Source organism: Mesorhizobium sp. M8A.F.Ca.ET.165.01.1.1 (assembly GCF_004792065.1).
Lineage (GTDB): Bacteria > Pseudomonadota > Alphaproteobacteria > Rhizobiales > Rhizobiaceae > Mesorhizobium.
The window spans coordinates 206,740-220,346 of the sequence record NZ_SRTH01000010.1; the positions used below are offsets into that span (position 1 = coordinate 206,740).

Sequence of the window (13,607 nt, forward strand, 5' to 3'; positions counted from 1 at the left end):
GATGCAGGCACTGGTGCTTGAGAAAAAAGGCGAACTGTCGTTGCGCGAGATCGCGCTGCCGCTCGACGTCGGACCAGACGATGTCAAGATCGCCATCCACACGGTCGGCGTCTGCGGCAGCGACGTGCACTATTACACGCATGGCGCCATCGGCAGCTATGTCGTGCGCGCGCCGATGGTGCTCGGCCACGAGGCCGCGGGCACAATCGTCGAGGTCGGCGCCAATGTCAGGAGTCTGAAGGTCGGCGACCGCGTCTGCATGGAGCCTGGCGTGCCGAACCTGTCGTCGCGCGCGACAAAGCTCGGCATCTACAATGTCGACCCTGACGTCACTTTCTGGGCGACCCCGCCGGTACACGGCATTCTTGCTCCCTATGCCGTGCACCCGGCCGCTTTCACCTACAGGCTGCCGGACAATGTCTCCTTCGCCGAAGGCGCCATGGTCGAGCCCTTCGCCATCGGCATGCAGGCGGCAAGCCGTGCCCGCATCGTTCCGGGCGATGTCGCCGTCGTCGTCGGCTGCGGCCCGATCGGCATCATGATCGCGCTTGCCGCCCTTGCCGGCGGCTGCTCGAAAGTGCTGATTTCCGATTTTTCCGCGCCCAAGCTGAAGATCGCCGCGCAATATGCCGGCATCGTGCCGGTCAATATCGGCGAGCGGTCGCTGGTCGATGCCGTCGCCGCCGCGACCGACAAATGGGGCGCCGACATCGTCTTCGAGGCGAGCGGCAGCCCGAAGGCCTTCGCCGACCTGTTCGACGTCGTGCGGCCGGGCGGCGCGGTGGTGTTGGTCGGGCTTCCGGTCGAACCGGTGAGCCTCAACGTTCCGGCGGCGATCTCGAAGGAAGTGCGTATCGAGACGGTGTTCCGCTACGCCAACATCTTCGACCGCGCGCTGCAACTCATCGCCTCCGGCAAGGTCGATCTCAAGCCGCTGATCACCGGTACCTATGATTTCGCCGACAGCATCAAGGCGTTCGAACGGGCCGCCGAAGGCAACCCGCAGGACGTCAAACTGCAAATCCTGCTTACCGGCGAAAAGGACTGACCATGTCCGCGATCGTTTGCTCCCATGTCGACAAGGCCTATGGCGCCACCACGGTGATCCGCGACCTCAACCTGGCGATCGAGGAGCACGAATTCGTCGTCTTCCTCGGCCCGTCCGGCTGCGGCAAGTCGACCTTGCTCCGGATGCTGGCGGGGCTGGAGGACATCAGCGGCGGCGAGGTCTCGATCGGCGGCAAGGTAGTCAACGACCTCGATCCCGGCGACCGCGGCATCGCCATGGTGTTCCAGAACTACGCGCTCTACCCGCATATGACGATCTTCGACAACATCGCCTTCGGGCTGCGGCGCCAGAAGGTGCCGGCGCCCGAAATCCGCAAGCGGGTCGAAGCGGTGTCGAGGACGCTCGGGCTCGACCCCTATCTCGGCCGCAAGCCGGCCGAGCTCTCCGGCGGCCAGCAGCAGCGCGTGGCGATCGCCCGGGCGATGATCAAGACGCCCAAGGTGTTCCTGTTCGACGAGCCGTTGTCCAATCTGGACGCCAAATTGCGCAACCATATGCGCGTCGAGATCGCGCGGCTGCACCAGTCGCTGAAGACCACCACCGTCTACGTCACCCATGACCAGCTGGAGGCGATGACGCTAGCCGACCGTATCGTGCTGCTCAAGGATGGCGTCATCGAGCAGGTCGGCTCGCCGGCGGAGATCTACGGCCGGCCGGGCAATATGTTCGTGGCCGGCTTCATCGGCACGCCGAACATGAATTTCATCGAGGTGACGGTCGGCAGGGCGGCGAACGGCTGGACGCTGACCGGCGCCGGAACGGTGCTTTCGTTAGACGGGGCCGGCTTTCATCTCCAGCCTGGCGATCGCGCCGTGCTGGGCATCCGGCCCCCGGACCTGAAGACAGGCAGTGACGGCGCCGCCGGCATATTGCAAGGCACCGCCGATCTCATCGAATTCCACGGCAATGACGCTCTGGTGACATTCGGCTCCGGCGGCAAGGAGATCAGCGCACTGGTACCGGCACGCGAATGCCCGGTGCTGCATGCCCCTGTCCGCTACACATTCGAGGAAGAAAGCATCCATTTGTTCGACGCGACATCAGGCGCGTCGCTGCGCAAGCAATAGGCAAAGCCTACCGGATCGCGTCAAGCGCCTGGCGTTGCCGGTGCATCTCCAGGAAGATCCGGTAGTCGCGATCGAAGCGGGCGCCGGCGGCCGGGTTGGCAGCACGCCTCTTGCCGCCCTGCTGCATGGCAAGGCAGGCGGCGTTGAGGTCGGGAAACAGCCCGGCGGCGGTCGCGGCGACCATGCCGGTGCCGAGCAGCACCGCCTCGTCGGCCAGCGGTTCGACCACCGTGCAGCCGGTGGCGTCGGCATAGAGCTCCATCAAGAGCGGGTTCTTGGTGTGGCCGCCGGTGACATGCAGCGTGTCGATCAGGTAGCCATTCTCGTTCAGCGCCTCCAGCACATGGCGCACGCCGAGCGCAATGCCGACGGCGGTGCGCCAGTAGAGCTTGCACAGGCTGTCGAAGGACGAATCCAGCGTCAGACCGCTGACGACGCCGACCGCGTGCGGATCGGCGAGCGGCGAGCGGTTGCCATGGAAATCCGGCAGCACGTGCAGCCGGCCGGCAAGGCCCTCGCCCTCGGCGGCGCGCAGTTCGGCGACGCGCGCGGCGATCCTGGCATGCATGGCCGCGTTCGGCTCGCCGCCGGCGCCATGCCAGCGGATGATGTGGTCGAGCAGCGCCCCGGTTGCCGACTGGCCACCTTCCGACAGCCACAGCTTCGGAAGGGCGGCGCCGTAGTACGGGCCCCAGACGCCGGCGAAAGGCTGCGGGTCGGGCGACATGGCCATCACGCAGCTCGATGTACCGGCGATCAGCGCCAGATGGCGGCCGATATTCTGGTCGTCGCCGGCGAAGCCGCCGAGCACGCCAAGCGCGCCGGCATAGGCGTCGATAACGCCTGCGCCGACGCGGCAGTTTTCGGTCAGGCCGAGTTCTGCCGCTGCCCGCGCCGTCAGCGGGCCGATGTAGGCACCCACCGGGCTGGCCCGCTCCGGCAGATTGCCGTGGTCAAAAAGATCGTCGAGGCCGACGAGTTCGAAGAAATCGCGTTGCCACGCGGTTTCCTGGTGCGCCAGGTAGGTCCATTTGGCGGTCAGCGTGCATTGCGAGCGCGCCAGCGAGCCGGTCGCCTGCCAGGTCAGGTAATCAGTCAGGTCGAATAAATAGCCGGCTTCTTTCCACGTGCCGGGCAGATTACGCTTCAGCCACATCAGCTTCGGCGTCGCCATCTCCGGCGACATGACGCCGCCGATATAATTTAGCACCTCGTGGCCGCTTGCGGTGCATTCGTCGGCCTCGGCGATGGCGCGATGGTCGAGCCAGACAATGGTGTCCCAGCGCTTGTCACCGGTGGTCGAAACACTGAGCTGGCCGCCTTGCCTGTCACGCACGACCAGCGAACAGGTGGCATCGAAGGAGATACCGGCGATATGCTCGGCGGCGACGCCTGCCTTTTCCCGCGCGGCACGCACGGCGGTGCAGACGGCGGACCAGATGTCGCGTGAATCATGCTCGGCATGATCGGGCTTCGGCTGATTCATGGCGATCGGCCGCTCGGCACGGCCGAGCAAGGCGCCACTGGCGTCGAGAATGCCCGCGCGAGCGCTCCCGGTGCCGACATCGACCGCGCAGACAAACTGTTTCGTCAAGATGCTCTAACTCTCGCTCCCAGGCCTGCAATCAGATCCGGCAATTGCAGCATGTCAGCGAATATAAAGTCCGGTTCGGTCGACGCAAGCCGCGCTTTCAATCCCGGATTGCCGGCGTGCGCGCCGCCGGTGAAGGCGAAGACGTGCATGCCGGCCGCGCGTGCCGCCGCGACGCCGGCGGGGCTGTCCTCGATGACCAGGCAGTTGCGCGGACGCGCCCGCATGCTGGCGGCAGCGTGGAGAAAAAGGTCCGGTGCCGGCTTTCCCCTGGCAACCATGGCGGCGCTGAACAGATGCGGCTCCATCAGCGTGAGCAGACCGGTGACGTCGAGCGCGTAACGAATCCGTTCCAGCGTACCGGAAGAGGCAACGCAATACGGCAGGCGGAGCTTCGGCAACATCTCCCTGACGCCGGCGATCGGCTTCAGCTCCTCGCGGAACTTTCGCATGAGGTCAACGCGCAGGGCGGTGAGATGCCGGTCGGTGATCTCCAGGCCGAAGTCGCGGCCGAGGATCTCGCGCACGCTCTTCATGCTCTTGCCTAGGAAATGCTCGTAGGCGGCGTCTTCGCCTATGCTGCCACCGGCAAGTTCGATCATGCCGAGCAGCGCCGAGACGGAGAGCGCCTCGCTGTCGACCAGCACGCCGTCGCAGTCGAAGATGACCAGTTCAGGCGTCATGGTGCCGGCTGGCTCTCAGAGCTTGCCGGCGATGTAGCGCGTCAGCGTGGCGCGCGTGCCATTGGCCCAGAGCACGTTGAGCGCGTGGGCGAAGGCCTCGACGAAGGCGGTGGCGCGGCCGACATCGCCATAGATGTCGTCCATCGCAAGCCAGGCGGCAGGCGCGGCCTTTGCCGCCTTTGCCGTTGCCTGCATCCGATCCCAGCTCGGGTCGTTGGGTTCGATGACGGCGCCGCTGTCCGTCGTGCCGAAGCAGTAGCGGCACCACAGCGCCGATTCCAGCGCCAGTCCGGTAACGCCTTTGCCCGCCTTCAGCCGGTCCGCGATGGTCGGGATGATGAATTTCGGCTGGCGGTTGGAGCCGTCGAGGCAGAGCCGGCGCACTGTGTCGCCGATCTTGGGATTGGAGAAGCGCTTCTCGATGAGCTGGTAGTAGTCTTCCAGCACCGTGTCCGGCACGGGCGGCACGGTCGGGATGATCTCGTCATGCTCGAGCTTGTCGAGGAAGCCGCGCACCAGCGGCTCCTGCATCGCCTCATGGACGAAATGGATGTCCATCAGCCCAGCCGGATAAGCAATGGTGGCGTGGCCGCCATTGAGGATGCGAATCTTCATGAGCTCGTAAGGGGCGACCTCCCTGACGAACTGCACGCCGACCTTTTCCAGCGGCGGGCGGCCATCGGTGAAATGGTCTTCCAGCACCCATTGCCGGAATGGCTCGCAGAACACCGGCCAATTGTCTTCGAGGCCGAAATCGTCGGCGAGGATCTTGCGCTCGCGGTCGCTGGTCGCCGGCGTGATCCGATCGACCATGGCGTTCGGGAAGGCGACGTGGTCGCTGACCCAGCTCGCCAGGTCCTCGTCGATCAGGCGGGCAAGGCCGATCACACCGTCCGACGTGACATGGCCGTTATGGGGAATGTTGTCGCAGGACATGACGGTGAACGGCACGATGCCGTCCTGACGGCGGCGCATGAGGCCAGCCAGGATGATGCCGAACACGGTCTTTGGTGAGGCGCCCGGCTGCGCGTCGGCGACAATATCAGGATGAGTTGGGTTGAAGACTCCGGAGGCCGGATCGATGAAATAGCCGCCTTCAGTGATGGTCAGCGATACGATCCTGATCGCCGGATCGGCCAGCCGCTCGATGATGGCGGCGGCATCGCCCGGCATCAGGAAATCGATCATCGCGCCGGTGACGCGGGCGCTCATGTGGCCTTCGTCCTGCTCGACCACGGTGGTCAGCCAGTCCTGCTCTTCGAGCTTGCCGCGGCCGATCTTCTCGCCGTCGAACACGCCGGCGCCGACCAGCGCCCAATCATGGCCGATGCCCTGACCGAACAGGTCGTCGAGATAGACGGCCTGATGCGAGCGGTGGAAATTGCCGACACCGAAATGCACGATGCCGGCTTTCAACGCCGACCGGTCATAGTTCGGACCTGCGACCTTGGACGGAAGCGTGGCGAGGCTCGAGGAAGAGAGTTTCACGGTCATCTGCTTTACCCTTTGGCCGATTTGCAGCCCGACTGTTTCGCCTCCTTCGGGAGGGCGAGGATGAGGGGCCGCACCTGATGTTCCAGTATGCTGCCCCTCACCGCCCCTCGGCACTTCTCTGGAGGAAATGAGAGAAGCGCCTTCCCCCTCAACTCATCCATTGGCCGCCATCGACATTGTAGGTCTGGGCGACGATGTATTCGGCCTCGTCGCTGGCGAGGAACACGGCCATGCCCGCGAGGTCTTCCGGCTTGCCCATGCGGCCGTACGGTACGCCCTCGCCGACCAGCCGTTTCTTTTCGCCTTTCGGCCGGTTCTCGTATTTGGCGAACAAGGCATCGACCTCGTCCCACATGTCGCTGTCGACGACGCCGGGCGCGATGCCGTTGACATTGATGCGGTGTTTGATCAGGTCGAGTCCGGCTGACTGCGTCAGCGAGATGACCGCGGCCTTGGTGGCGCAATAGACCGCGACCAGCGGTTCGCCGCGACGCCCGGCCTGGCTCGCCATGTTGATGATCCTGCCGCCCTTGCCCCGCGCGATCATCGACCGGGCGGCTGCCTGCAACATGAACAGCGTGCCGGCGACATTGACGGAAAACAGCTTTTCGTAGCTCGCCCTCAAGATCTCCACGCTCGGCGCCAGGTCGAACAGAGCGGCGTTGTTGATCAGGATATCGAGGCCGCCGATCCTGCTCTCCACCGCCTTGACCGCGGCATCGATGGATGCCTGATCGGTGACGTCAAGCTTTAGCGCATAGGCGTGGTCACCGATTTCAGCCGCGGTCTTGCGTGCTGCGTCGAGGTTGATATCGGCAATCGCCACGGTGGCGCCTTCGCGCACATAGGCTTCGGCGAAGGCTCTGCCGATGCCGCGCGCCGACCCCGTGATCAGCGCCGATTTGCCTGTCAGCCTCACCGCTCCATCCTCACTGGGCCATCGCCTTGCCGTCGGGGCCGAAGCGGTGCAGCTTGGCTTGGTCGGGCGTGAGATAGATGGTGTCGCCATGGCGGACCGCCAGTTCGCCGTCTGCGCGCACCGTCAGCGGCCCGACACCATCGGCCTGGACGTGCAGGAACGTGTCGGAACCCAGATGCTCGGCCACGCCGACGGCGGCCTTCCAGTCGCCCGCCGTGGTCGAGATCTGCATATGTTCAGGCCGGATGCCGATCGTCTTGGCGCCATATTTGGCGGCCGGTGCGCCCTCGATCAGGTTCATCTTCGGCGAACCGATGAAGCCGGCGACGAACAGGTTGCGCGGCGTCTTGTAGAGCTCCATCGGCGAGCCGACCTGCTCGATGTTGCCGGCGTTGAGCACGACGATCTTGTCGGCCATGGTCATGGCCTCGACCTGGTCGTGGGTGACGTAGATCATCGTCGTCTTGAGCTGATGGTGCAGCTCGCTGATTTCGAGCCGCATTGTGCCGCGCAGTGCCGCGTCGAGGTTGGACAAGGGCTCGTCGAACAGGAAGGCCGAGGGCTGGCGCACGATGGCGCGGCCGATGGCGACGCGCTGGCGCTGGCCGCCGGAGAGCTGGCCGGGACGGCGTTCGAGATAGTTGGTGAGGTTCAAGACGCGCGCCGCGTCCTTCACCTTCCTGTCGATGGTCGCCTGATCCTCGCCCGCCATCTTCAATGGGAAGGCGATGTTCTTGGCAACCGTCATATGCGGGTAGAGCGCATAGGATTGGAACACCATGGCGAGCTTGCGCTTGGCCGGCGCCTCGCCGGTTACGTCACGGCCATCGATGTTGATGGTGCCGCCGCTGGTGTCTTCCAGGCCGGCGATCAGCCTCAGCAATGTCGACTTGCCGCAGCCCGACGGGCCGACGAAGACGACGAACTCACCATTCTCGATCACCAGGTCGAGACCGGGGATGATGGACGTCGATCCAAAGGATTTGGAGACGTTCTTGAGCGTGATGTTTCCCATGGTTTCCTCCCCGAGAGCTATTTTTCGCCGATTGCTTCAGGCAATTTCCGTTACTTCACCGCACCAAAGGTCAGGCCTCGTACCAGCTGCTTCTGGCTGAACCAGCCCATGATCAGGATCGGTGCGATGGCCAGCGTCGAGGCCGCCGAAAGCTTGGCCCAGAATAGGCCTTGCGGGCTGGAGAAGGAGCTGATGAAGGCGGTAAGCGGTGCTGCTTCCGTGGTCGTCAGCCGGATCGTCCAGAATGCCTCGTTCCAGGCCAGGATGATGTTGAGCAGCATCGTCGAGGCGATGCCCGGCACCGCCATCGGCGTCAGCACATAGATGATCTCGTTCCACAGCGAGGCGCCGTCCATGCGGGCCGCTTCCAGGATCTCGCCGGGGATCTCGCGGAAATAGGTGTAGAGCATCCAGATCACGATCGGCAGGTTGATCAGCATCAGCATGACCATCAGGCCGATGCGGCTGTCGAGCAGGCCGGTGTCGCGGAAGATCAGGTAGATCGGAAACAGAACCGCGACCGCCGGCATCATCTTGGTGGACAGCATCCACATCAGGATGTCCTTGGTCCGCTTGGTCGGCGAGAAGGCCATCGACCATGCCGCCGGAATGGCGACGAGCAGGGCCAGGACGGTCGAGCCGACCGAGAGCAGCACCGAGTTGAAGAAGAACTTGAAATAGCCGCTCTGCGCTTGGACCTCGGAATAGCTTTCGAAGGTTCCCGACGGGATCAGGTTGAAGCCCTGGATCGCCTCCTGTTCCGATTTGAACGAGGTGATGATCGTGTACAGGATCGGAAAGAAGATCAGCAGGGCGACGATCCAGGCGGCTACCGTCGCTATGGTCTTGTGCTGGGTGGTGACTGCGCGTGCCATCTTGTCCTCCCTTACTTGTCCAGGTTCTTGCCGACGGCGCGCATGGCGAAGAAGGCGACGATGTTGGCGAGAATGACGGCGATCACACCGCCCGCGGATGCCTGGCCGATTTTGAACTCCAGCAGCGCCTTCTGGTAGACGAGGAAGGGCAGGTTGGTGGAGGCATAGCCGGGGCCGCCATTGGTGGTGACCAGGATCTCGGCATAGACGGAGAGCAGGAAGATCGTCTGGATCAGGATGACCACGGTGATCGCTCGCGACATGTGCGGCAGCGTCAGATAGATGAAGCGGCTGATGAAGCCGGCGCCGTCCATCTCGGCGGCTTCCTTCTGCTCGCCGTCGAGCGATTGCAGCGCGGTCAGCAGGATCAATGTCGCGAAAGGCAGCCATTGCCAGGCGACGATGATGATGATCGCCGTCATAGGATGCTGCCCGAACCAGTCGATCGGTTGCGCCCCGAAGAAGCGCGCTATGTCGGCGAAGACGCCATATTGCGGGTGCATGATCATGTTCTTCCACACCAGAGCGGCGACCGGCGGCATGACGAAGAACGGCGAGATGACGAGGATGCGCACGATCCCTTGGCCCCACATCGGCTGATCGATGAGCAGTGCCAGCAGGATGCCGCCGATCACCGTGATCAGCAGCACGCTGACCACCAGGACCAGCGTGTTGAGGATCGACTGCAGGAAAGCCGGGTTGGAATAGAACAGCGCGTAGTTCGAGAGGCCGACGAAGCCATCGCGAACCGGATTGAGCGGGTTGTACTGCTGGAAGGAGAACCACAGCGTGAGAGCGAGCGGAACAACCATCCAGACCAGCAGCAGCACCACGGATGGCGCCATCATGAATCGGGCAAGCGAACGGGTCTGCTGAGTAGCCATGACGGTCACCCTTCAAGGATCAGACTGAATTTTCACAGGCGTTGGAAAGGCGGCCGCCCGAACTGGGTTTCGGGCGGCCGTTGCCGGTCGAGGAGGTGACCGGCATTCGGCACCGGGAGGAGCCTTACTTGATATAACCGCCCTCGGTCATCGCCGCGGTCGCGGCGTCCTGGGCCTGCTTCAACGCATCGTCGACGCTCGACTGACCGGCAAGTGCCGCCGAGAAGAGCTGGCCGACGGTTGTGCCAAGGCCCTGGAATTCAGGGATGGCGACGAACTGCACGCCGACATAGGGCACCGGCTTGACGGTCGGATGCGTCGGGTCGGCGGCGTTGATGGAGTCCAGTGTCATCTTGGCGAACGGAGCCGCCTTCTGGTACTCGGCGTTCGCATAAAGCGAGGAGCGCGTGCCCGGAGGTACGTTGGCCCAGCCTTCCTTCGACGCGACGAGCTCCGCATAGTGCTTGCTGGTCGCCCAGGAGACGAACTTCTCGGCAGCGTCGGCCTTCTGCGTGCCGGCGGGGATCGCCAGCGACCACGCCCATAGCCAGTTGCCGCGCTTGCCAAGGCCGTTGTCAGGCGCCAAGGCGTAACCGACCTTGTCGGCGACGGTCGAGTTCTTCGGGTCGGAGACGAAGGACGCCGCGACCGTGGCGTCGATCCACATGCCGCACTTGCCCTGCTGGAAGAGCGCCAGGTTTTCGTTGAAGCCGTTGGAGGACGCGCCTTCGGGGCCGTCGGCCTTCATCAGGTCGACATAGAACTGCAGCGTCTTCTTCCACTCGGGCTGGTCGAACTGCGGCTTCCAGTTCTCGTCGAACCAGCGGGCGCCGAACGAGTTCGACATGGCGGTCAGGAAGGCCATGTTCTCGCCCCAGCCGGCCTTGCCGCGCAGGCAGACGCCGTTCACGCCATTGGCGCGGTCGGTCATCTTGTCGGCGGCCTGTTTGATGAAGTCCCAGGTCGGCGCATCGGGCATCTTCAGCCCAGCCTTCTCCATCAGGTCCTTGCGGTACATGACGAAGGAGCTTTCGCCGTAGAACGGCGCGGCATAGAGCTTGCCGTCGACCGAGAGGCCGCCGGCGATGGCCGGGATGATGTCCTTGGCGTCGTAGTCGTCGCCGAGCTTGTCGAGCGGCAGCAGCCAGCTCTGCTTGGCCCAGATCGGAACCTCGTAGGTGCCGATGGTCATCACGTCATACTGGCCGCCCTTGGTGGCGATGTCGGTGGTGACACGCTCGCGCAGCACGTTCTCTTCGAGCGTGACCCAGTTGAGCTGGATGTCGGGGTTGGCCTTGGTGAAGTCGTCGGTCAGCTTCTGCATGCGGACCATATCGCCATTGTTGACGGTGGCGATGGTGATGGATTCGGCATGTGCGGCGAAAGCCAGCGCGCTGGCCGAGCACAAGCCCAGGATGAGCGTACGAAGTTTCATCAAATTCCTCCCATGGACCAAGATGAGCATTTGCCTTGGCTGTGAGCAATTACTCACTAAGTGTGAATTATGTCAAGCCGGATTCGATGCTGCAGCGCAGCACCGGGCTTGCCGATGGACCGCCGACGGATGGAAGTTGGAGACGACGAGCCGGGCGCGTGCCGGATATCAGGCAACGGGACAGGAAGGGGTCCAGGATCGAAGCGGGCGCGACGAACCCGTCAGCAGGCGATCTCGGCCAGCAGCCAATCGCGGAAGGCGCGGATCTTGGGCACGTTGCGGCGGGCTTCCGGATAGACCAACCAGTAGGCGTGGCCGTCGTCGCCGACCAGGTCGAACGGCTGGATCAGACGGCCGTCGGCGAGTTCGGCCTTGAACAGGGCCCGGGTCAGGATCGCCACGCCGTGGCCCGATATGGCCGCGTTGGCTTCATAGGCTTGCGCGCCCATGCTGCTGCCGGGCCGCCTGGCAAGGTCATGGCTGTGCACGCCGGCGGCCTCGAACCATCGCGTCCACCAGATATCGCTGGGATCGAGGATCGGCAGCTTGAGCAGATCGGCCGGTTCGTTGATGCCGCCGACGCTCGCCGCGAGCTTCGGGCTCAGCATCGGCGTGAAATCGGCATCGAGCAGCTTGTGGGCTTCCAGCCCGGGCCATTTGCCGCCGCCAGAACGAATGGCGAGGTCGACGTCCTCGCGGGAGAAATCCGTCAGCCGGCTCGACGTCTCGAGCCGCACGGCAAGCGACGGATGCGCGATCTGGAACGCGCCCAGATGATGCGCCAGCCAATTCGAGGCAAAGGTCAGCACCGTGGTGACACATAGCAGCCCGTCCGCGCCGCCGCGCGCGGCGGCATAGGCCTGGCTGAGGATGGCAAAGGCCTCGCTGACAGCCGGCGCTAGGCGCTGGCCCGCTTCGGTCAGTTCGATCTGTCGCGGCCGGCGCAGGAACAGCGGCGCGCCGACGCGCTCCTCCAGCACCTTGATCTGGTAGCTGACCGCGGCTTGCGTCATGGCGAGTTCCCCGGCGGCCTTGGTGAAAGAAAGATGCCGCGCCACCGCCTCGAATACCCGGATCGCCTGCAATGGCGGCAGTTGCGAAACCTGCGGCGCGCTGAGGTCAGGCATAAAGCCTCCTTATGGGTCGTTATCGACGTTCGATTGGCAAAGGCGGCCGGCAAGGCCGACATTCATCCTCAACCCGTCATTCGGGTTCAGGATAGCGAAGGTTGACGATCATGACCATGACGCAGCAAAAATGCACTCCCGCTCCCGATCATCGCTGGATTTCGTGGTTGGTGGACGGATTCGGCTGGTTCGGGCCCCGAAAAAAGGCGCATCTCGACATCAGGGACCTGTCGCCCCATCTGCAGCGCGACCTCGGTTTTCTCGACGGCAACGACCCTTTCAGCCGGCACCAATAGCCTTGCTGGCTTTATCAGGAAGCCGTCAAATACCGGCCAGCAGGGCGGTCGCCGTCCGCTCGTCGGTGATGAGCCCGTTGACCAGCCGCCGGTTCACGGCCGCCAGGATTCCCGGCAGCTTACGCTCGCCCATGGCGAGCGCGATAACCAGCGACTTCTCGCGCGACGGCAGCGCCGCCGACGACACCCGGTCATTGGTGATGCCTTCGATCATGCGGCCCTCGCGATCGAACACCCAGCCGACGATTTCGGCGACGCCGCCCGCCTTCTGCAAGGCTTTCAGCTCGCTTTCGGAAATGAAGCCGTCCTCGTAGAGCGGCGCCTTCGGGCCGAGGTCGCCAATACCGATGAAGGTGACATCGGCCTCGCCGGCAAGCGCCAGCGTCGGCTGTATCATCGGCTGGTTGAGCAGCATTTCGCGCTCCTGCGGCGAGGAGGCGATGACCGGCAGCGGCATCGGGAAGGACCGCGCCTTGACCCTGTCGGCCATTGTGAAGATGACGTTGTAGAAGGCGGCCGAACCGTCCGGCGAGATGTTGCCGGTCAAGGACACCACCTTATGCTGCGGGCATTCCATCGGCGGCAATTGTTCGATCGCCGCCTTCAGCGTGCGTCCGGTACCGATGCCCATGACGATCGGTGTCGGCGACCGCAGCCGCCGTTCGATCTCGGCGGCGGCCGCTTCGGCGATGCCGATGGTGGTGGAGGATGAGTTGGGATCGCTCGGCACCACCTCGACAAGGTCGAGCGCGAAGCGTGATTTCAGCCGCGCGGCAAGGTCCAGGCAGTTGGCGATCGGATGATCGACGCGGACCTTGATCAAGCCTTCCGACACCGCCAGCGACACCAGCCGCTGCGCCGTCTGCCTCGATATGCCAAGCGTGGCCGCGATCTGGTCCTGTGTGTTGCCGGCAACATAATAGAGCCAGCCGGCGCGCGCCGCGTCGTCCAGCCTGTTGCTGCCGCCATCCTGCCGGCTATTCACGTCCTGCCTCCCGAAACCCGCCGATCATCAGGCGATCCGTATCAGTTTCGCAGGGAATGGCCGCCTGCGCAATTGTCAATCTCAAGAGCAAATGCTTACGCTGATACAGCGGAGGTTTCTCGGCCAATACCCGGTCGGAGAAAACGCGGCGGGTTCCGTTTCGCTTT

The 13,607-nt window shown here is 64.1% G+C and carries 13 protein-coding genes; 3 read left to right on the forward strand and 10 right to left on the reverse strand.

What is annotated here, in order from left to right; translation table 11 throughout:
- Window position 1: 1 nt before the first annotated feature.
- Together EN808_RS24400 and ugpC are read left to right on the forward strand one after the other, a co-directional pair.
- Entirely contained in the window at window positions 2–1,048 is a 1,047-nt protein-coding gene (locus tag EN808_RS24400) for an NAD(P)-dependent alcohol dehydrogenase (RefSeq protein WP_135862994.1), read from the forward strand.
- Between the two features lie 2 nt (window positions 1,049–1,050).
- A complete protein-coding gene (gene ugpC / locus EN808_RS24405) occupies window positions 1,051–2,136 on the forward strand; it encodes a sn-glycerol-3-phosphate ABC transporter ATP-binding protein UgpC (protein ID WP_127279274.1) in 1,086 nt (361 codons plus the stop codon).
- 7 nt (window positions 2,137–2,143) lie between these two features.
- On the opposite strand, the gene EN808_RS24410 is transcribed toward ugpC, so the two are convergent.
- From EN808_RS24410 to gcvA, 9 genes are all read right to left on the reverse strand, one after another.
- On the reverse strand, window positions 2,144–3,730 hold the full coding sequence (locus EN808_RS24410) for an FGGY-family carbohydrate kinase (protein ID WP_135862633.1): 1,587 nt from the start codon (window positions 3,728–3,730) through the stop codon (window positions 2,144–2,146).
- Window positions 3,727–4,410, reverse strand: coding sequence for an HAD-IA family hydrolase (locus EN808_RS24415; RefSeq protein WP_135862634.1), 684 nt, complete (start codon window positions 4,408–4,410; stop codon window positions 3,727–3,729). The genes EN808_RS24410 and EN808_RS24415 overlap by 4 nt, the downstream gene beginning before the upstream one ends.
- 15 nt (window positions 4,411–4,425) lie before the next feature.
- Window positions 4,426–5,904 (reverse strand): mannitol dehydrogenase family protein, encoded by a 1,479-nt coding sequence (locus EN808_RS24420; protein WP_135917085.1) that lies wholly within the window; start codon window positions 5,902–5,904, stop codon window positions 4,426–4,428.
- Window positions 5,905–6,052: 148 nt separating this feature from the next.
- A complete protein-coding gene (locus EN808_RS24425) occupies window positions 6,053–6,823 on the reverse strand; it encodes an L-iditol 2-dehydrogenase (protein WP_135917086.1) in 771 nt (256 codons plus the stop codon).
- Window positions 6,824–6,833: 10 nt separating this feature from the next.
- The gene (locus EN808_RS24430) at window positions 6,834–7,838 is read right to left on the reverse strand and encodes an ABC transporter ATP-binding protein (protein ID WP_127275235.1); all 1,005 of its coding nucleotides are present in this window, start codon (window positions 7,836–7,838) and stop codon (window positions 6,834–6,836) included.
- A gap of 50 nt (window positions 7,839–7,888) precedes the next feature.
- Window positions 7,889–8,713 (reverse strand): carbohydrate ABC transporter permease, encoded by an 825-nt coding sequence (locus EN808_RS24435; protein ID WP_135917087.1) that lies wholly within the window; start codon window positions 8,711–8,713, stop codon window positions 7,889–7,891.
- A gap of 11 nt (window positions 8,714–8,724) precedes the next feature.
- Window positions 8,725–9,597, reverse strand: a complete 873-nt coding sequence (locus tag EN808_RS24440) for a sugar ABC transporter permease (RefSeq protein WP_127275237.1) — start codon at window positions 9,595–9,597, stop codon at window positions 8,725–8,727.
- 124 nt (window positions 9,598–9,721) lie between these two features.
- A complete protein-coding gene (locus EN808_RS24445; RefSeq protein ID WP_127871260.1) occupies window positions 9,722–11,032 on the reverse strand; it encodes a sugar ABC transporter substrate-binding protein in 1,311 nt (436 codons plus the stop codon).
- Between the two features lie 221 nt (window positions 11,033–11,253).
- Window positions 11,254–12,159 carry a transcriptional regulator GcvA gene (gene gcvA / locus EN808_RS24450; RefSeq protein ID WP_135917088.1) on the reverse strand — a complete coding sequence of 302 codons (906 nt, stop codon included), beginning with the start codon at window positions 12,157–12,159 and terminating at the stop codon, window positions 11,254–11,256.
- A 110-nt stretch (window positions 12,160–12,269) separates the two neighbouring features.
- Here gcvA and EN808_RS24455 point away from each other — a divergent pair, with 110 nt between their 5' ends.
- Complete coding sequence (locus tag EN808_RS24455) at window positions 12,270–12,455, forward strand: hypothetical protein (RefSeq protein WP_135917099.1); 186 nt, start codon at window positions 12,270–12,272, stop codon at window positions 12,453–12,455.
- Between the two features lie 25 nt (window positions 12,456–12,480).
- Here EN808_RS24455 and EN808_RS24460 read toward each other — a convergent pair whose 3' ends face one another.
- The gene (locus EN808_RS24460) at window positions 12,481–13,440 is read right to left on the reverse strand and encodes a sugar-binding transcriptional regulator (protein WP_135882687.1); all 960 of its coding nucleotides are present in this window, start codon (window positions 13,438–13,440) and stop codon (window positions 12,481–12,483) included.
- Window positions 13,441–13,607: the final 167 nt, after the last annotated feature.